The sequence below is a fragment of the Sphingomonas aquatilis genome, from assembly GCF_014196115.1.
GTDB classification, from domain to species: Bacteria; Pseudomonadota; Alphaproteobacteria; order Sphingomonadales; family Sphingomonadaceae; genus Sphingomonas; species Sphingomonas aquatilis.
On record NZ_JACIDB010000001.1, the window covers coordinates 707,207 to 726,049 of the forward strand.

Here is an 18,843-nt window from a genome sequence, read left to right on the forward strand (position 1 = left end):
CGGGGCCTGATGGGGATCGTCACGCCGTTTCCGCTGGGACGCGAGCCGGGGCAGGTCGGGTTCGAACGCGTGGAGCTGAACCGCATTCTCGACCTGTACGGCCGCATGGTCGCGGCCGGGCATTGGAAAGACTATGCGATGGAGCTGGGCAAGGATGCCGCGGTCTTCGCCGCCTTTCGCCGGACCGCCGAGCGTCCCGAATTCCGTATCGAGAAACGCCCCGCGCTGCGTGCGCGGCAGGGCATGTGGGCGCTGATCGGCGAGCAGGGTATGGTCCTGAAGCGCGGTCAGGAGCTCGGCCCGGTATTGGCGCCGATCGAGCGGCGGTTGATGAAGCTGGTCGACTGACCGGGGGGCGAGGGCTCGCCCATTAGCCGTCATCCGAGAGAAGGCTGAGATATCCTCGGTGTAGCGAGGAGCCGTCGCCGCGAGACACCTCGGCCCCCGCAGGGGTGATGGCGCGTCGGATCAGAGGATGACGGGGAAGGCGGCGCCTCCCCCGGTTCCCTCAAGCGTATTGCACCGGTGGCAGTCGGCGGCGGAGCGATTGCGACAGGGCGGTCACCACGGCGCGGCGCATCGGCTGCCAGAAGGCCGACAGGCATAGCAGCGCCGATCCGATCACGAAGGCGGTGAGCGCCGCGCCCAGTTCGATGGCACCGGCGCTGCGGAACAGCGCGTAGAGCGCGGCCAGCACATAGGCGAGGCCCGATACCAGGAGCGCGCGACGGTCGACCGCCAGCGCGATGGCGGCGAAGCAGACGTAGAGCGCCAGCACCACCACGGCCATGCCTGCGCCGATGTCGCCGCGGAACACGCCCAGCATCTGGAAGATCGAATGCGCGATCATCGGCGCAGCGGCGAGGTGAAGCCAGAAGGCGACATCGGACCGGCGGGTCTTGCGTTCGGTATCGCTCATGTCCCAACGCATCGCCGCGGCGAAGACGCCAAGCCCGCCGACCAGCAGCAGTGGCCAGACCGCATCCTTCACGTCGGGGATGGCGGCGAGGATCAGGCCGATCGCAGTGGCGACCAATGCGGCCGCCCCGGCGGCGACGGTGATCGGCACCATGAAGCGGCGCCAGTGCAGCCACGCTGCGCCGGCGGTGGCCAGGCCGATGCCCGCGATCGCCAGCGCTCCCGCGCGATCACCAAGGTTCGGCGCGATGGCCTGCACGCCCTCGAACAGCCCGCCAGCGACACCGCCGACGAAGGCGATCAACAGCAGGATGCTGGGCAGCGCCATTCGGCGTTTGGCGGTGAAATATTCCGCGAGCACCCATGCCGTGCCCGCGACGAACGCGCCACCGAGGGGACGGGCAAACGCGGTGCCGATCTGCCCCACCGCGACGAGCAGCAGCACGATCGCGATCGAGACGAAGATGTCGTTGAAGCCGGTGAGCAGACGGAAATGCTCTTCGTCCACCGCCGGTGCTGCGTGCGCCGCGGCGATGTGCGCGCGCAGCGCCGCCGCGGCGTCGGCGGAGATCGCCCCCGCCGCCACCGCGCCATCGATGTCGCTTTCGCTATACATGGCGATCCTTCCCCAAGTTGCCGATCGGGGGAAGCTATCAGTAGTGTGTTATTTGTTCAACACACTAATATCTTGGGTGTTTGGGCGCTTAGCGGACGAGGGGCCCCTAGCTCCGTCACTGCGACCTACGGGACGCAATGACGATGGGGTTCCGGTGGGTGTGACGGGCGACTCGCCTGAGCGGTGATGTGCCGCGCCGTCACCCACGCAGGGTCAGCGCTTGCCGACGCGGGCCTTGCGGGCGGCGTAGCGGGCGTCGCGCGCGGCCTTCATCTCCGCCTCGGTCGGGATGCGGGGCTTGGCCTTGGCAGCAGCTTCTTCGGCAGCGATGCGCGCGGCTTCGGCCGCGGCTTTCTTCTCGGCGATCGCCTGTTCGCGTGCGGCCTTCTTTTCGGCGCTCGCCTTGGCGCGCGCAGCTTCCTTGGCTTCGGCGGCGGCGATACGCTCGGCGAGCACCGCTTCGTCGACCTGCGGACGGTTGCGCAGCTTTTCGAGTGCGGCCTCCTTGGCCTTGGCGGACAGCGCGGCGCGCTCCTGGAACGTCTGGGGTTTGTAGGCGGCCATGTGGTGAACGGTATTCCTTATTGTCGGGCTGACGGGTCGACGATGCGACCTCGGCGGCGTGCCGTTACAGCAAAACGTCGCATTCTCCAAAACGCTGCGTGTGGAACCGGCTCGCGGTGCGGCGGGCGAGCGTGTAGGGCGGCGCCTTTCGCCGCAACGAAGGACGCGATCGATGACCCCGCGCGAGCTATTGGGAACCGCCGAGGTGCCGGGCGGCGAGCCGCTGCGCCTGTTCCGCCGCGGTGGCGATTTCATGATCGTGCTGGAACGCAACGAGCTGATGAACAGCCGGATGAGCGGGTCGGAAGAGGCGCTCGCCGTCATGACGATCGAGCGGCTGGCGTCTCGCACCCCGCATCTGCTGATCGGCGGATACGGCATGGGATTTACGCTGCGCGCGGCCTTGACGGCATTGGGGCGGGATGCGCGTGTGACCGTGGCCGAGCTGGTGCCGGAGATTATCGCCTGGGCGCGTGGGCCGATGGTGGACCTGACCGCGGGCGGATTGGACGATCCCCGCGTGACGGTGCGGATGGGCGATGTCGCGGACGCGATCGGGGCGGGGACGTATGATGCGATCCTGCTCGACGTGGACAACGGGCCTGACGGGCTGGTGCGCGCCGAGAACAACCGGCTCTATTCGAATCGCGGGCTGGCGGCGGCGCGGGTGGCGCTGGCACCGGAGGGCATATTGGCGGTGTGGTCTGCGGGGAAGGACGCGGCGTTCACCAAACGGCTGCGCGACGCCGGGTTCGAGGTGGACGAAGTGAGCGTCCGCGCACGCAGCAACGGCAAGGGCGCGATGCACACGATCTGGTTCGCGCGGAAGCGGTAGGGCGCGGCGCCCTCACCCTTCCCACCCGGCTGCGCCGGGCGGGCCCCTTCCCTCTCCCAATGGGAGAGGGAGGGAGGCGCGAAGCGCCGGAAGGGTGAGGGTCGCGACCTCGGGAACGATGACGCGTTCGTGCGTCTCCTACGCCGGCTCGCCGACGATCGTCTTCAGCTCCATGAAGTCGGCGATGCCGTATTTGCCGCCCTCGCGACCGTTGCCCGATTGCTTGAAGCCGCCGAACGGCGTGCCGACCGGGCCGCTCCAGCCGTTGATCGTGACGAGGCCGGCGCGCAGCCGCGGCGCCACCTTGGCCGCTTCCGCCGGATCGCCGGAGATCGCCGCCGACAGGCCATATTCGGTGGCATTGGCCAGGCGCACGGCCTCGTCGCGGTCCGTGTAGCGGGTGATCGTCGCGACCGGGCCGAATGTCTCTTCGCGCGCGATGCGCATGTCGGGCGTTACATCGGCGAAGACGGTCGGGCGGACATAATAGCCGGCGTTGCGACCATCGGGACGACCGGGGCCGCCGGTGACGAGTGTCGCGCCCTCGTCGATCGCCGACTGGATCAGCGCCTGGATCTTGTCGAACTGCGCCTTGTTGACGACTGGGCCGATGTGGGCGCCCATCTCGGCGGGGTCGCCGACGGGCACGGATTCGAAGATCGCCTTGGCGACCTGCGCCGCTTCCTCCGCCTGGCTGTCATGGACGAGCAGGCGGGTGGGCGCGATGCAGCTTTGCCCCGAATTGGCGAGCACGCCCTGTAGCGTCGGCGGCAATACGCTGGCGAGGTCCGCGCCCTCCAGCACCAGATTGGGGGCCTTGCCGCCCAATTCCTGATGCACGCGCTTGACGGTCGCCGCCGCAGCCTGTGCCACCGCGATGCCGGCGCGCGTCGATCCGGTGAAGCTCACCATATCGACGCCGGGGTGGGCCGACAGCGCCGCGCCGACCGTGGGGCCGTCGCCGTTGATGAGGTTGAAGACACCCGCGGGTACGCCCGCTTCGTGCAGGATTTCGGCGAGGATCATCGCGCAGCTTGGCGCTTCCTCGGACGGCTTGAGAATCATCGTATTGCCGGCAGCAAGCGCGGGCGCGACCTTGGCGCAAATCTGGTTGAGCGGCCAGTTCCACGGCGTGATCATCGCGACGACGCCGATCGGTTCGTGGACGACGCGCGCCTTGCCGACCTGTTCGGAGAAGGTGAATTCGCGCAACGCCTTCACCGTGCCCATCAGGTAACCGAGGCCCGCGGGCGCCTGTGCCGCCTGCGCGAAGCCGACTGGCGCACCCATTTCCTGGCTGACCGCTTTGGCGAGATCGGGGATGCGGCTCTTGTACACCTCGATCACGCGGTCGAGCAGGTCGGCGCGCTCCTCCGGCGTGGTCTGCGAGAACGTCTCGAACGCGCGGGTCGCGGCGGCAACCGCCTTGTCGACATCGGCCTGCGTGCCGAGCGTGATCGTCGTCACTGCCTGTTCGGTCGACGGATCGATGACGTCATAGGGGCGGCCACCCTCGCTCGCCACCCAGGCGCCGTCGATGTAGAAGGTGAGGGGATCAGTCATCGCATCGCTCTCCAACGGATTTCCATCGATAGTGCGATGCGCCGGGATCGGTTGCAACCCGAAACGCGTATCGCGGGTTGGGGCGGGGCACGAGAAGGACGGACGGCATATGAGCGAACGCGTCGCACGCATCACCCGCACCGGCGGGCCGGAGGTGATCGAATGGGTCGACGTCGACCTGCCGCCGCCCCGGCCGGGCGAGGTGCGGATGCGCCACCATGCGGTCGGCCTGAACTATATCGACACCTATCATCGCAGCGGCGTCTATCCGGTCGACCTGCCGGCGGGGCTGGGCAGCGAGGCGGCGGGTGTGGTCGAGGCGGTGGGTGAGGGCGTAGATGGCCTGTCGGTGGGCGATCGGGTCGGCACGTTCGGGCCGTCGCGCGGCGCCTATGCCACGGCACGCAACGTCGCCGCGAAACAGCTTTTCCGGTTGCCCGACGATGTCGACGATCGCACCGCCGCCGCAATGCTGCTGAAGGGGTGTACGGTCGAAGCGCTGGTCGACCGCTGCGCGCGCGTGCAGCCGGGGCAGACGGTGCTGGTGTGGGCGGCGGCGGGCGGTGTCGGGCAGCTGATGACCGGCTGGCTGAAGGCAATAGGCGCGACGGTGATCGGTACGGCCGGCACGCAGGCGAAGGCGGAGCATGCGCGGGCAGCGGGCGCGGATCACGTGCTGCTCCACCGCGACGAGGATGTCGTGGCGCGCGTCAAGGACATGACCGATGGCGCGGGCGTCGCAGTGGTGTTCGATGGCGTTGGTATGGCGAGCTGGGAGCGGACGCTGGCCGTGACCGCGCGGCGCGGCCTAATCGTCAGTTACGGCAATGCCGGCGGCGCGGTGACGGGCGTCAATTTGGGCGTGCTGGCGGCCAAGGGGTCGCTGTTCGTGACCAGGCCGACGCTGTTCGATTATTACGTCACGCCCGACGAACGGCAGGCGGGGATCGAGCGGCTCTATACGATGCTGCGATCGGGCGCGATCCGGCCCGAGATCGGTCAGACCTTCGCGCTGGAGGACGCGGCGGACGCGCATCGGGCGCTGGAAGCGGGCGAGACGCGGGGGAGCACGATCCTGACCGTCTGAGGCCTTGGGTCGCGGGCGTGAAGAGAAAAGGGGCAGTCACCCTGTCGGGGTGGCGCAAGTCGTTCGAGGGCATCGTGCTGTAAAAGCCGGGTAATGGTCGCACGCAATCGGATAGACGAAGCAATAGGCGCCGGCTGCATGAACGGTTTGTCATTCTGACGTCTTGATCGTGCCATCGATCGTCGGGCATGGCGGGCGCCGGAGTGTCGCCAATGTCCCAGAATTCGGTTTTCTACGATGCCAGCGGTCGGCGTAAACGGCGGTTTACGCTGGCGGTCGTCGCGTTCGTGCTGTTGCTCGTGCTGTCGGTCGCGATGTTCGCGGTGTCGATCGGCGCGGTCCCGGTCGCGCCGCTGCTGCCCGTGGAGGTCGAGCGGCCGCCGCTCCAGCGGCTGGCGGCGCCGCATGGCGTGTTGCGACGCGCGCGGCGCAGCATCGCTTATTATGAGAACAAGCTGTTCGGCACCGCGGCGCGCAAGCCGGCGGCATCGGGCAATCCGACGCTCGCCATCGCCTTTCACACGCCCTGGGACCCGTCGAGCGCCGCGAGCCTTCGCCGTCATGTCGAACAGCTCGACTGGGTGATCCCGGGCTGGGTCTCGGTAACGGGCCCCAACCACCAGATCACCGTGTTCCGCGACACCGCCGGCCGCACCATCCTGAACAAGGCGATCCACCGTCCGGTGGTGTTGCCGATGATCCAGAATGCGCTGAACGGCAATTGGGACGGCAAGGGCACCGCCGCGCTGATGGCTGATCCGAAGGCGCGCGCGGCCTTCCTCGACAAGCTCGTGCCCTGGCTCGCCACCAATCGCGCGGGCGGCGCCTTCTTCGACTTCGAGAATCTGCCCGCCAGTGCGCAGGCCAACTACCGCGCCTTCCTGGCCGATGCGCAGCGCCGCTTCGCGCCGCGCGGCTGGGTGGTCGCGATCGCGGCGCCGGTCGGCAATCCGGAATGGAACCTGCCCGCCTACGCCAAGGTCACCGACAAGATCTTCCTGATGGCGTATGACGAGCATGAAACCTCGGGCGAGCCTGGGCCGATCGCGTCGCAGCATTGGTTCGTCGAACAGGTCGCCAATGCCTCGCGCGGGATCCCGCCGCAGAAGCTGGTCGTGGCGATCGGCTCCTACGCCTACAATTGGTCGCCGGCCGGCAACGACGCGATGAGCGTCGAGGAAGCGTGGCAGGCCGCACGCGATTCGGGCACGGTCCCGACCTTCGACCCGGTCAGCGGCAACAGCAGCTTCGCCTATAAGGAAGGCGACGAGAGCCATGTCGTCTGGCTGCTCGATGCGGCGTCCGCCTATAACGAGATGACTTTCCTGCAGCGCGCGGGCATCGGCAGCATTGCGCTGTGGCGCCTGGGTGCCGAAGACCCCAGCGTGTGGAAGCTGTTCGGCCGCGATCACCGCACGCTGCCGCCGGCCAGCGTCATCGATACGATCCCCGCGGGCACCGACGTCGACATCGAAGGACCGGGCGAAATCCTGAAGGTGGCCGGCACGCCCGTCACCGGCCAGCGGTCCGTGGTCACCGGCCCCAATGGCGCGATCACCGACGTGCGCTTCGATCGCCTGCCGGCACCGCTGGAAGTGGACCGTACCGGCTATCGCAAGAAGCTGCTCGCGCTGACCTTCGACGATGGACCGGACCCCAAGTGGACGCCCCAGATCCTCGACGTGCTGAAGCGCGAACATGCCCCAGGCACCTTCTTCATCGTCGGGGAGAATGCGCTGACGCAGCGGCCGCTGTTGCAGCGGATGATCATGGAAGGCCATGAGATCGGCAGCCACACCTATACTCACCCCAATCTCGCGACCTCGTCGCCGGGGCAGGTGCTGTTCGAGTTGAATGCCAACCAGCGCCTGTTCCAGGCCTTCACCGGCCGATCGCTGCGCCTGTTCCGCGCGCCCTATTTCGGTGATGCCGAGCCGAGCACCGCGGACGAACTGGGGCCGGTGCTCCAGGCGCAGAACCGCGGTTATGTCTCGGTGGGTCTGCACGTTGATCCGGACGACTGGAAGCGGCCGGGCGTGCAGGCGATCATCGACCGGACGATCGCGCGGGTCACGGATGGTCCCGCCAACTGCACCAACGATTCGCCCGTCGATTGCAGCCGCAATGTGATCCTGCTGCACGATGCCGGCGGCAATCGTGCCGAGACGGTCGCGGCGCTGCCGGTGATCATCGATCGGCTGCGGGCGATGGGCTATCACTTCGTGCCCGTCTCGACGCTCGCCGGCCTGTCGCGCTACGCGTCGATGCCGCCGATCAGCGCCAGCGATCAGCTCGCCGCGCGTGTCGACCTCGGGCTGTTCAGCGTATTGGGCTTCATCGTCGTCGCGCTGCACTGGATGTTCGCGATCGCGATCACCGTCGGCATCCTGCGCGCGCTCGCGCTGTCGGCCCTGGCGCTGATCCAGGCGCGGCGCGAGGGACGCGAGGTGTTCCCCGCGATCGACCCGACGCGCTTCGTGACGGTGATGATCCCTGCGTACAACGAAGAACGCGTGATCGAACGCGCGGTCCGCGGCGTGCTCGCCTCCACCGATGTCGCGATCGAGGTGATCGTGATCGACGACGGGTCGAAGGATCGCACCTCCGCCGTCGTGGCGGAGGCGTTCGGCGACGATCCGCGCGTCCGCCTGCTGACGCTGGAGAATGGCGGCAAGGCGCGTGCGCTCAACACCGCACTGGCGCAGGCGAAGGGCGAGATCGTCATCGCGCTCGACGCCGATACGCAGTTCGAACCGACGACGATCGCACGCCTCGCCCGTTGGTTCGACGATCCGAAGCTGGGCGCGGTCGCGGGCAATGCCAAGGTGGGCAACCGCGTGAACCTCGTCACCAAGTGGCAGGCGCTGGAGTATATCACCGCGCAGAACCTGGAGCGGCGGGCGTTCGCGCGCCTCAATGCGATCACCGTGGTGCCGGGCGCGGTCGGCGCGTGGCGGCTGGCGGCGATCCAGCAGGTCGGTGGCTATCCGCACGATACGCTGGCCGAGGACCAGGACCTTACCATCGCGATCCAGCGCGCGGGCTGGGCCGTCCGCTACGATCAATATGCGGTGGCGTGGACCGAGGCGCCCGAGACGTTCCGCGCGCTCGCCAAACAGCGCTTCCGCTGGGCATTCGGGACGCTGCAATGCCTGTGGAAGCATCGCTCGGCGATCGGCAGCAGCCATCCGCGGGGGCTGGGCTGGATCGGCCTGCCGCAGGCGATCGTGTTCCAGATCCTGCTTGCCGCGATCAGCCCGATCATCGACTTGGCGTTGCTCGTCAGCTTCGTCGTCACCTATCTCGACGTGCAGGCGCATGGTTGGGCGCAGACGAGCCATGACGTCTACACGATGCTGACCTTCTGGGCGGTGTTCACGACGATCGACCTCCTGGCGGCAACGGTCGCCTTCGCATTGGAACGGCGCGAGAAGTGGAGCCTGTTGTGGCTGCTGATCCCGCAGCGCGTCGGCTATCGCCAGATCATGTATTACGTCGTGTTGAAGGCGATCACGCAGGCGATGCGCGGACCGATGGTCGGCTGGGGCAAATTGCAGCGCACCGGCCGCGTGCAGGCGGGGTGAGGGACAGCGCGCCGTGTTCCGAACACGCGTAAAGGTGTGTTGCATCGCGTCACGTGCCGAGGCGGACATGGCGACCGCCGCCGGGGCGGATGCATTGGGCTTGGTGGCGCGGATGCCATCAGGCCCCGGGCCGATCCCCGATGACCGGATCGCCGACATCACGGCGGCGGCCCCGCCGCCCGTCGCCACGTTCCTGCTGACGTCGGAAACCACGGCGGAGGCGATCGCGGAGCATGTGTTACGAACGCAGCCGACGACGGTGCAAATCGTATCGCATATCGATGTCGCGGAGTCCCGTGAGCTTGCGGAACGGCTTCCCCACGTCCGTCGGGTACAGGTGATCCACGTCGAGGGGCGCGAAGCCCTCGACATGATCTCCCTGTATTCCCCGCACGTCCACGCATTCCTTCTCGATTCCGGCCGGCCGAATGCGACGATCGCGGAATTGGGCGGCACGGGCAGGGCGCATGACTGGGCGGTCAGCGCCGACTTCATCCGGGCCAGCACGCGTCCGGTCTTTCTGGCCGGCGGCCTGTCCGCGAGCAACGTGGGCGAGGCGATCCGCAAGGTGAGGCCATATGGGCTCGACCTGTGCTCCGGTGTACGGACGGACGGTCATCTCGACGCGGCCAAGCTCGACGCATTCATGCATGCCGTGCGCGCGGCCGACATGGCGATGTCTCGATAGACTGTCGTGCCGTGAGCCGGCAAACGTCGGCAGAATGGCATCGCCTTCCCGGCGCGCGAGGTTTACGAACGGTTGCACGCGTTTAGGGAGCCTGCATGATCCGTCCGTTGCTGTTTCTGGCGTCGCTGTTCGCTGCCGCTCCGGCGATTGCGCAGGCCAAGCCGCCGCTGGTGCTGGCGGCGGCCAGTCTGCAGGAATCGATGACCGCCGCGGCCGACGCCTGGGCGAAGCGAGGCCATCCGCGGCCCGTCATCTCCTTCGCCGCCTCGTCCGCTCTGGCGCGGCAGGTAGAGGCGGGGGGCGATGCCGATCTGTTCGTGTCGGCAGACCAACAGTGGATGGACGCGCTCGCCGCGAAGCGACTGATCGTGCCGGCAAGTCGCGTCACCTTCCTGGGCAACCAGCTGGTGGTCATCGCCGCAAAGGACAATCCGGTGCGCATTCCGGTACGTCCGCCCGCCGCGCTGGCGCGGGTATTGGGCGCGGGGCCGCTCGCCATGGCGGATGCACCGGTCCCGGCGGGCCAATATGGCGAGGCGGCATTGAAATCGCTCGGTGTGTGGGGTGCGGTCGCGCCCAAGGTGGTGCGCGGCGACAGCGTCCGCGCGGCACTGACATTGGTCGAACGCGGCGCAGCGCCGCTCGGGATCGTTTATGCCACCGATGCCAAGGCGTCGGCCAAGGTGCGGATCGCGGGCGTGTTTCCGGCGAGCAGCCATCCGCCCGTCACCTATCCGATCGCGCGCCTCGCCCGATCGACGAACCCGGAAGGCGAGCGGTTCCGCCGCTTCCTGATCAGTGCGCCGGGCAAAGCGATCTTCCGCCGTTACGGGTTCCTGCCCCGCTGATGCTCTCGGCAGAGGAATGGGGGATCGTCGGGCTGAGCCTGCGCGTCGGCGGGGTGGCGGTGGCGGCGATGCTGCCGGTCGCCTTCGCGCTGGCGTGGGCTTTGGCGCGCGGGCGGTTTCCGGGCAAATTGCTGCTCGACGCGATCGTCCACCTGCCGCTGGTGGTGCCGCCGGTGGTGACGGGGTGGCTGCTGCTCATTGCCTTCGGCCCGAACGGCCCCGCCGGCGCGCTGCTCGAACGCTGGTTTGGGGTCAGCGTGCTGTTTCGCTGGACCGGGGCGGCGATCGCGGCGGGCGTAATGGCGATGCCGCTGATGGTGCGCGCGATGCGGCTGTCGATCGAGGCGGTCGACCCGCGGCTGGAAAGCGCGGCGCGCACGCTGGGGGCGGGGCCTGCCCGCGTGTTCTGGACGCTGACGCTGCCGCTGAGCTTGCCGGGCGTACTGGCGGGCGCAGTGCTGGGTTTCGCGCGCTCGATCGGGGAGTTCGGCGCGACGATCACCTTCGTCTCCAACGTGCCGGGACAGACGCAGACGCTGCCGCTCGCCATCTATTCGGCGCTTCAGCAACCGGGGGCAGAGGCGAGCGTGTGGCGGCTGTCGGGGATCGCGGTGGCGCTGAGCCTGATCGCGCTGCTGGCGTCCGAATTGCTCACCCGGCGCGTGCGACGGGGGCTGCATGTCCTTTGAAGTGCGCGTCACCAAGACGCTGGGCGACACGCGCGTCGCGATCGATCTGGCGGTGGGGGAAGGGCTGACGGTGCTGTTCGGGCCGTCCGGCATCGGCAAGACCAGCGTGCTCAACATGGTCGCCGGCCTGCTGCGCCCCGATGCAGGCCGGATCGTGGTCGGCGACACGGTGGTGTTCGACGCGGCGGCCGGCATCGACCTGCCGCCCGAGCGGCGGCGGGCGGGCTATGTCTTTCAGGACCCGCGGTTGTTCCCGCACCGCCGGGTGCGCGCGAACCTGCTGTACGGGGCGAAGGACGAGAGCGCCCTCGATGCTACCGTCGCGATGCTGGGCATCGGCCATCTGTTGGGGCGCTGGCCGGGCACGTTGTCGGGCGGCGAGGCGCGGCGGGTGGCGATCGGCCGGGCCCTGCTCAGCGACCCCGCCTTCCTGCTGCTCGACGAACCCTTGTCGTCGCTCGACCGGGCGCGGCGGGGCGAGATCATGGACGCGATCCTGCGCGTTCGCGACGAGGTTCGCCTGCCGATCCTGATGGTGACGCACGACCCTGAAGAAGCGGAGCGGCTGGGCACACGTATCGTCCGCTTCTGACCAATCTTTCACCGCAATTGCCTGCCAGACATTGGGGCGGTCGGGAGCATTGCGGCCGGGCTTTGGGGGGAGAAGCGGTCATGCACGACTCGCGTCTTGGCTGTCTGCGTGTGCTCGCTGGCGTTGCGATGTTGGTTCCGGGCGTCGCCGCAGCGCAGGCGGACGAGGGGAAGGCAGGCGACATCGTCATCACCGGCAAGCGACCGCGTGGGTCGGCGATCGGCGATGTGGAGCCGGTTGCGGTGCTCGACGCCGGGCAATTGCGGACGCTCGGCACCAACATCGACGATATCCTGCGTCAATTGAAGCCGCTGACCACTTCGGCAAGCGGCGCGGATCCCGTGTTCCTGCTCAACGGGCGCCGCATCTCCGGCTATCAGGAGGTGCAGACGCTGCCGCCCGAGACGATCGAGCGGACCGAGGTACTGCCCGAAACGGAGGCGTCGCGCTTCGGCTTTCCGCCGACGGTTAGACTCGTCAATTTTATCACGAAGCCGCATTTCCGGGCGCTGGCCGTGGAGCAGAGCGCGTCGACCACGACCGATGGTGGCGGCAGCGCCGCGACGCTGTCGCTCAGTCCGACGCGGATCGATCGCGACCGGCGCTTCGTCGCGACGATCGAATATCTCCACCAGGACGCGTTGCCCTATGCGCGGCGGCCGACCTTTGCCGATCCCGACAGCCTGTTCGATCCGACCGGCAACGTCACCGGGATCGGCGGGGCCAGCCTGTCCCCGACGCTCGACGCGCTGGCCGGCCAACGCGTGACGGTAGCGCCCGTGCCGCTCGATCCAGCGCGGCGTGGTCTGTTGTCGGCCTATGCCGCGGCGGCGAACGTGCCGCGTCGGTTCGACATGGCGCCGTATGGAGCGCTGCAATCGAACGACGAGGTTAAGATCAACGCGACGCAGGCCGTACCGATCGGCAAGACGGTGACGGCATCGCTCAACCTGTCGATGGACGCCAAGGGCGGGTCGCGACCGGGTGGCCTCGCCACCGCGGTGCTGCGCGTCCCCGGGAGCAACCCGTATTCGCCCTTCGGCACCGACGTTCTGCTGTACCGCAATCTGCCGGAGGCCGGCGTCTTGCGCCAGTCGGGCGGGGGCCTGCAATTGCATGCGGGCGGCACGGTGCAGGGGAGCGTGAAGCGCTGGCTGTGGACCGTCACCGGCAATTACGACCGGGCGCTGACCCGCTTCATGCTCGACCAGGGCGTGGATCTGACTCGCGTCCAGGCGGCGATCACGGCCGGCGCCGATCCGTTTCGCGGCTTTGCGGTGCAGGACGTCGCGACCCGGTTGACCAGCCGCAGCCGATCCGTCGCGGAGACGCTGTCGAGCAACGCGACGGCGACGGGACCCGTGGCGCGACTGCCGGCGGGGGAGGCGCGGATGACGCTGATCGCGGACTATGCCCGCACCGGTAGCAACGGCACCCTGGCTGGGAGCGACGGGACCGCACGGAGCCTGACGCGGTCGGTGCGGAGCGCGAGCGCCAACGTCGATCTGCCGATCGCATCGCGGGAGCGGGGCGTGCTGGGCGCGATCGGCACGCTGTCGGCCAATGCGACGCTGGGCGTATCGTCGGTGTCGGATTACGGGAGCCTGCTGTCGCGCTATCTGGGGCTGACCTGGACCCCCGTTTCGCCGGTGCAGGTCACCGCGTCGCTGAACGTGACGCAGAACGCGCCGGACATTGGGCAATTGACCCAGCCGGTCGTCACGATCACCAACGTCGCCTTCTTCGACTTCGCGACGGGCACCAATGCGCTCGTCACCCTGACGAGTGGCGGCAATGCCGATCTGGCGCCGGAGCGGCGGCGCGTCAGCACAGTGGGGGCAACGTGGAAGCCGATGAAGGCTCGCGAGTTACGGCTGGCGCTGAATTATATCGAGACGCGGATCGACGATCAGACGGTCAACATCGTCCGGGGAAGCCCCGCGCTGCTCGCGGCGTTTCCGGAGCGGTTTCGCCGCAATGCCGATGGCCAGTTGCTGACGGCGGACCTGCGGCCGATCAACGTCGCCTTCGAACGGGAGCGCAAGCTGGAGGGGCGGATCAACCTGTGGACGCCGCTGGGCGCTGCGCCCAAGCCGCCTGCCGCGCCGGCCGGCAGCACCGCCCCGCCGCCGCCGCAACGGCAACGGCCGTCGCTGTACAGCTTCGTTACCGCGACTCTGCGGCTGGACGATCAGGTGAGGTTGCGGCCGGGGCAGCCGGTGTTCGACGCGCTGGACGGCGATGGGGTGAGCAGCGTGCAGGAGCGGTCGCGGTTCGAGGCACAGGGGGCAATCGGCGGTTCGGTGGGGGCGGTGCAGGGCGGCATCTTCGGCCTGTGGAAAGCGCCGACCCGGATCCGCAGCGACATTCCGAGCGCCGACCTGCGCTTTTCGCCGAGGATGTTCTTTTCGCTCTATTCGACGTTCGATGCCGCCAAGCTGGCGCCGAAGGCCGACTGGACGAAGCGGATGACGCTGCAATTCACGGTGCAGAACCTGTTCAACAACCGGGTGCAGGTTCGGGACCGGACCGGGGCGACGCCCTATGCCTTCCAGCCGTCGTTTCTGGACTGGTATGGGCGGGTCGTGAAGCTGTCGGTGCGTAAGTTGTTTTGAGGGCAACGAAAAAGGCGGTCCGTTGCCGGGCCGCCTTGATCGTTTTGTAGCTGAGGGCCACGCCGTCACGGAGCAAGTCCGTGACGTCAGACGAAGGCGGTGATGCCGCCTTCGCTGGCCGCCGTGGCGAGTCTTTGGATTGCCGAAACAATCCAAAGCTGCCCGCGGATTAACGCTTCGAGAACTGGAAGCTGCGGCGGGCCTTGGCGCGGCCGTACTTCTTACGCTCGACCGTACGGCTGTCGCGGGTCAGGAAGCCAGCGGCCTTCACCGGCGAGCGCAGGATCGGCTCGTACTTGGTCAGCGCCTGGCTGATGCCGTGCTTGACCGCGCCGGCCTGACCCGAGAGGCCACCGCCCTTGACGGTGCAGACGACGTCATACTGACCTTCGCGCTCGGTGATGCCGAACACTTGGTTGATGACGAGGCGCAGCGTCGGACGCGCGAAATACACTTCCTGGTCACGACCGTTGATCGTGATCTTGCCCGAACCCGGCTTCAGCCAGACGCGTGCGACGGCGTCCTTACGACGGCCGGTTGCATAGGCGCGGCCGAACTTGTCGAGTTCCTGCTGACGCAGCGGCGTGGTCGGCTGGGTCTGCACCGGCGCGGCGGTTTCGCCCTCGGCACCATTGGCGGCACCGTTGGTCGCCGGAGCGGCGGCAGGAGCCTGGGCCGCCTGCTGGGTCAGCGAGGCGAGGTCGGAAAGGGACTGGCGATTGTCGGTCATTACGCGCCCACCTTGTTCTTGCGGTTCATGCCCGCGATATCGAGAACCTCAGGGTTCTGGGCTTCGTGCGGATGCTCCGAACCCTTGAAGATGCGCAGGTTGCGCATCTGCTCGCGGCCGAGCGGACCACGGGGGATCATGCGCTCGACGGCCTTCTCGAGAACGCGCTCCGGGAAGCGGCCTTCGAGGACCTTGGCGGCGGTGATGCCCTTGATGCCGCCGGCATAGCCGGTGTGCTTGTAATAGACCTTCTTCGCCGCCTTGTTCGACGTGAAGCGGATCTTGTCGGCGTTGATGACGATCACATTGTCACCGCAGTCGACGTGCGGGGTGAACGACGTCTTGTGCTTGCCGCGCAGGATGTTGGCGATGATCGACGCGGTGCGGCCGACGACGAGGTCGGTGGCGTCGATGATGTGCCACTTCTTTTCCACCTCATGCGGCTTGGCCGACTTGGTGGTCTTCATGAGCGCCTTCATGGGCGAGACCTTTCGGTTTGAAACGAGACACGCCGCCTGTTTCCAAGCGGCGTGGTTGAGCGTGCCAATGCGGGAGGGCCCCGCGAAAGTCAAGCAAACAGCGGGTTTGCTGACGGGTAAAATAATACCACAGGCCGCCGTCGCTCAGGCGAAGCGGCGGTCGCGGCCCCCGATCGCATGCGCGGCAAAGACGGTGGCGATCAGCAGGAGCGCGGCATTGCCCTGATGCGCGACGGCGATGTCGATCTGCACGCCGCTCATCAGCGTGGCGATGCCGAGCACGATCTGCAGCGTCACGAGCAATACGACCCACAGCCCCGCCTTCGATCCGCTGCGCGTCGCCCGGATCGCGAGCCAGACAAGCGCGGCGGCGGTGGCGAAGGCCCACCAGCGGTGGAAGAACTGGACGACGACGGGATTGTCGATCGCATTGCGCCACGCCGGGTCGACCATCGGCACGCCCGCGGGGAACACAGCGTCGCCCATCAGCGGCCAGCTGGCGAAGGCATAGCCGGCATCGAGCCCGGCGGTGAACGCGCCATAGACGAGCTGCACGACCAGCGCCGCCAGCGCCAGCACCGCGGTGCGCGTCAGCCGCGCGGGCGGCGCCGAGGGATCGCGAAGCAGCGCCATGAGGTCGAGCGCGGTCCAGACGATGCCGGCGAGGATGGTCAGCGCGGTGAGCAGATGCACGGCAAGGCGAATATGGCTGACGTCGGTGCGGACCGACAGGCCTGAGGCGACCATCCACCAGCCGATCGCGCCCTGAAAGCCGCCGAGCGCGAGCAGCGCGCCGAGGCGCCAGCCATAGCCCGCCGGAATCTGGCGCCGCACCGCGAACCACAGCAGCGGCAGCGCGAAGGCCATGCCGATCAGCCGGCCCCACAGGCGGTGCAGATATTCCCAGAAGAAGATGTGTTTGAATCCGGCGAGCGTCATGTCGCGGTTGAACGCCTGATATTCCGGGATGCGTTTGTAATTGTCGAATTCGGCCTGCCACTGCGCCTGGTTCAGCGGCGGAATGGTGCCGCTGATCGGTTTCCATTGCGTGATCGACAGGCCGGATTCGGTCAGGCGGGTGATGCCGCCGATCACGACCATCGCGACGATCAGGCCGGCGACGACGAACAGCCATCGCGCCACGCTGCGAGGGCGGGCACGGGAAAGGAAAGCGGCGCTGGGTTGAAGCATGCCGAGGCTCATACGCCTGTTCCCGACCGCCGACCAGCGGCGTCGAAACCGCCAAAACGAGCGTGGAAGTGGACGAAGTGGACGATACGGTGTGTCTCGAAGCCCTCCCATGCGAAGGGGCGGATCGACCGGAGCGGCGAGGGACGTCCTACGACGGAACAGGATGCCGGCAACGAATCGCGCCGGACCGAATCAGTCATATGTCGACTGTTCACGCTTTTTCCCAAATAGGACAGCGATATTTTGCGTCCCTAAAAGGCATGCACCTTCCCGTAACCAAATGGCGATAGACCATGTCCAGGATAGGGCGGGAGTTTTCGATGTTTAACGTGACGGTAGACATCGAACGCGGCTGTTTCGAAAGTACAATATTTGGCTTCTGGACGCTCGAGACCATCAGCGACTTCCATCGCGCGGTTACCGAAGCGGGGCGCCGTATCCAGGCGACCGGGCGGGCGCCGATCAGCCTGTGCGATTACACCGGTGCGATGACGCAGAGCCAGGAGGTCATCGCCGCGTTGACCAAGATCATGGAGAATCCGATCGTCCGATCGCGGCGGGTGGCCATGTACACGGGCGACGTCATGCCGCGAATGCAGGCGGTCCGCGCGACGCGCAACCGCCCCGAGTTCCGGTTCTTCACCGACAAGGACGAGGCGCGGGCCTGGCTGTTTGCGGACGAGGGTGACGCGTCACCGCAACCGGTTGCGGCGTAGGCGGGACGAGCCCCGGGGGTGTCACGGGGCATGACGCGCAAATCGATCGACGCAGGAACTGTATGATAATTCCTCCCCCGCCAGGGGGAGGTGGCGCCGCCGGAGGCGGTGACGGAGGGGGCGGATAGGAACGTCTCCGGCAACTGGGCGCCACCCCGACCTCCCCCTCCGTCATGCCTGCGGCATGCCACCTCCCCCTGGCGGGGGAGGAATTAAGGACGGCATCGGGTGCCGATCCCCGGTTCTGTGCCTGCGTACCCACCGCCGACTGGACAATGCCTCCGGCCACATCTAACGCATGATACATTATATCATGGAGGTGACGATGCACGATGACGTGCCTGTGCCGGGCGCGCTGGCGTTCGGGACAACCGGGGCGGCACGGTGATGCTGGTCCCGTATCTGCTGGGGATCGCCGCCGCCGGATCGACCTATGCCGGCGGGCGGCTCGCCATGCGGTTCGGGCGGCGGCAGGACCTGTTGTTCGGGCTCACCGGCGGGATGGTGGTGGGGCTGGCGTTGCTCGATCTGCTGCCCGAGGCGGTGGAGGGCGGCGGGAGCGCGAGCGAATGGGTGTTCGGCGCGGTCGCGATCGGCATGGCGCTGTATATGCTGCTCCACCGGTTGCCTGGAGGGGCGATGGTGGGGCGCGTCAGTCTGGTGCTGCACAGTCTGATGGACGGGCTGGGCATCGGCTTTGCCTTTCAGGTGTCGCAGTCGACCGGTTGGCTGGTGGCGGCGGCCGTGCTGGCGCACGACATGGCGGACGGCGCCAATATGATCGGGATATCGTCCACCGCCTGCCGGCCGGAGCGGGCGCACCGCTGGCTGATCGCCAATGCCGCCGCGCCGCTGGCTGGCGTTGCGATCGGGCAGGCGATCCGCATCGACGCGCATCACCTGTCGCTGATGCTCGCGCTGTTCGCTGGCGGCTTCCTGTACATTGGTGCGTCCGAATTGCTGCCGCGCAGCCGCGGCGGCGCGCGGGGCTATGGCGCGGGGCTGGCGAGCATGGCTGGGATCGGCGTGATGGCGTGCGTCACCTATGCGGCGGGGTGACGGCGCCGTGCGGCTTCATCGCCGGTAAAGCCGGGGCGGATAGCATCGCGCCATATCACGGGAAGGACG

The 18,843-nt window shown here is 67.8% G+C and carries 17 protein-coding genes; 11 read left to right on the forward strand and 6 right to left on the reverse strand.

What is annotated here, in order from left to right; all coding sequences use genetic code 11:
• The first annotated feature begins 9 nt into the window (after window positions 1-9).
• Window positions 10-348: a DUF2794 domain-containing protein gene (locus GGR47_RS03305; RefSeq protein ID WP_017977924.1), complete on the forward strand. Its 339-nt coding sequence runs from the start codon at window positions 10-12 to the stop codon at window positions 346-348.
• Window positions 349-508: 160 nt separating this feature from the next.
• Here GGR47_RS03305 and GGR47_RS03310 read toward each other — a convergent pair whose 3' ends face one another.
• Window positions 509-1,534, reverse strand: a complete 1,026-nt coding sequence (locus GGR47_RS03310; protein ID WP_147036422.1) for a hypothetical protein — start codon at window positions 1,532-1,534, stop codon at window positions 509-511.
• A 213-nt stretch (window positions 1,535-1,747) separates the two neighbouring features.
• The gene (locus GGR47_RS03315; protein ID WP_017977926.1) at window positions 1,748-2,098 is read right to left on the reverse strand and encodes a DUF6481 family protein; all 351 of its coding nucleotides are present in this window, start codon (window positions 2,096-2,098) and stop codon (window positions 1,748-1,750) included.
• Window positions 2,099-2,270: 172 nt separating this feature from the next.
• Here GGR47_RS03315 and GGR47_RS03320 point away from each other — a divergent pair, with 172 nt between their 5' ends.
• Window positions 2,271-2,933, forward strand: a complete 663-nt coding sequence (locus GGR47_RS03320; protein ID WP_147036421.1) for a polyamine aminopropyltransferase — start codon at window positions 2,271-2,273, stop codon at window positions 2,931-2,933.
• Window positions 2,934-3,071: 138 nt separating this feature from the next.
• Here the strand turns inward: GGR47_RS03320 and GGR47_RS03325 are convergent, their stop codons facing one another.
• Entirely contained in the window at window positions 3,072-4,496 is a 1,425-nt protein-coding gene (locus GGR47_RS03325) for an aldehyde dehydrogenase family protein (protein ID WP_147034943.1), read from the reverse strand.
• Window positions 4,497-4,605: 109 nt separating this feature from the next.
• Here GGR47_RS03325 and GGR47_RS03330 point away from each other — a divergent pair, with 109 nt between their 5' ends.
• The 7 genes from GGR47_RS03330 to GGR47_RS03360 all read left to right on the forward strand — a co-directional run bounded on the left by GGR47_RS03330 (window position 4,606) and on the right by GGR47_RS03360 (window position 14,599).
• A complete protein-coding gene (locus GGR47_RS03330; RefSeq protein ID WP_147034942.1) occupies window positions 4,606-5,583 on the forward strand; it encodes a quinone oxidoreductase family protein in 978 nt (325 codons plus the stop codon).
• A gap of 212 nt (window positions 5,584-5,795) precedes the next feature.
• Entirely contained in the window at window positions 5,796-9,167 is a 3,372-nt protein-coding gene (locus GGR47_RS03335; protein WP_147034941.1) for a glycosyltransferase, read from the forward strand.
• A 34-nt stretch (window positions 9,168-9,201) separates the two neighbouring features.
• Complete coding sequence (locus tag GGR47_RS03340) at window positions 9,202-9,855, forward strand: phosphoribosylanthranilate isomerase (protein ID WP_338112054.1); 654 nt, start codon at window positions 9,202-9,204, stop codon at window positions 9,853-9,855.
• A 95-nt stretch (window positions 9,856-9,950) separates the two neighbouring features.
• Window positions 9,951-10,703: a molybdate ABC transporter substrate-binding protein gene (gene modA / locus GGR47_RS03345; protein WP_147034939.1), complete on the forward strand. Its 753-nt coding sequence runs from the start codon at window positions 9,951-9,953 to the stop codon at window positions 10,701-10,703.
• Entirely contained in the window at window positions 10,703-11,392 is a 690-nt protein-coding gene (gene modB / locus GGR47_RS03350) for a molybdate ABC transporter permease subunit (RefSeq protein WP_063688041.1), read from the forward strand. Before modA ends, modB begins: the two co-directional genes overlap by 1 nt.
• On the forward strand, window positions 11,382-11,984 hold the full coding sequence (locus tag GGR47_RS03355; protein WP_147034938.1) for an ATP-binding cassette domain-containing protein: 603 nt from the start codon (window positions 11,382-11,384) through the stop codon (window positions 11,982-11,984). Before modB ends, GGR47_RS03355 begins: the two co-directional genes overlap by 11 nt.
• An 80-nt stretch (window positions 11,985-12,064) precedes the next feature.
• Window positions 12,065-14,599: a TonB-dependent receptor domain-containing protein gene (locus GGR47_RS03360; RefSeq protein ID WP_244304936.1), complete on the forward strand. Its 2,535-nt coding sequence runs from the start codon at window positions 12,065-12,067 to the stop codon at window positions 14,597-14,599.
• 169 nt (window positions 14,600-14,768) lie between these two features.
• On the opposite strand, the gene rpsI is transcribed toward GGR47_RS03360, so the two are convergent.
• From rpsI to GGR47_RS03375, 3 genes are all read right to left on the reverse strand, one after another.
• Window positions 14,769-15,329, reverse strand: a complete 561-nt coding sequence (gene rpsI / locus GGR47_RS03365; protein WP_017977936.1) for a 30S ribosomal protein S9 — start codon at window positions 15,327-15,329, stop codon at window positions 14,769-14,771.
• Window positions 15,329-15,808, reverse strand: coding sequence for a 50S ribosomal protein L13 (rplM, locus tag GGR47_RS03370; protein WP_017977937.1), 480 nt, complete (start codon window positions 15,806-15,808; stop codon window positions 15,329-15,331). The genes rpsI and rplM overlap by 1 nt, the downstream gene beginning before the upstream one ends.
• Window positions 15,809-15,952: 144 nt before the next feature.
• Window positions 15,953-16,999: a COX15/CtaA family protein gene (locus tag GGR47_RS03375; RefSeq protein WP_167509685.1), complete on the reverse strand. Its 1,047-nt coding sequence runs from the start codon at window positions 16,997-16,999 to the stop codon at window positions 15,953-15,955.
• A gap of 320 nt (window positions 17,000-17,319) precedes the next feature.
• On the opposite strand from GGR47_RS03375, the gene GGR47_RS03380 reads away from it, so the two are divergent.
• Together GGR47_RS03380 and GGR47_RS03385 are read left to right on the forward strand one after the other, a co-directional pair.
• Window positions 17,320-17,715, forward strand: a complete 396-nt coding sequence (locus GGR47_RS03380; protein WP_147034936.1) for an STAS/SEC14 domain-containing protein — start codon at window positions 17,320-17,322, stop codon at window positions 17,713-17,715.
• Between the two features lie 387 nt (window positions 17,716-18,102).
• Complete coding sequence (locus GGR47_RS03385; RefSeq protein ID WP_147034950.1) at window positions 18,103-18,774, forward strand: ZIP family metal transporter; 672 nt, start codon at window positions 18,103-18,105, stop codon at window positions 18,772-18,774.
• The last annotated feature ends 69 nt before the right edge of the window (window positions 18,775-18,843 follow it).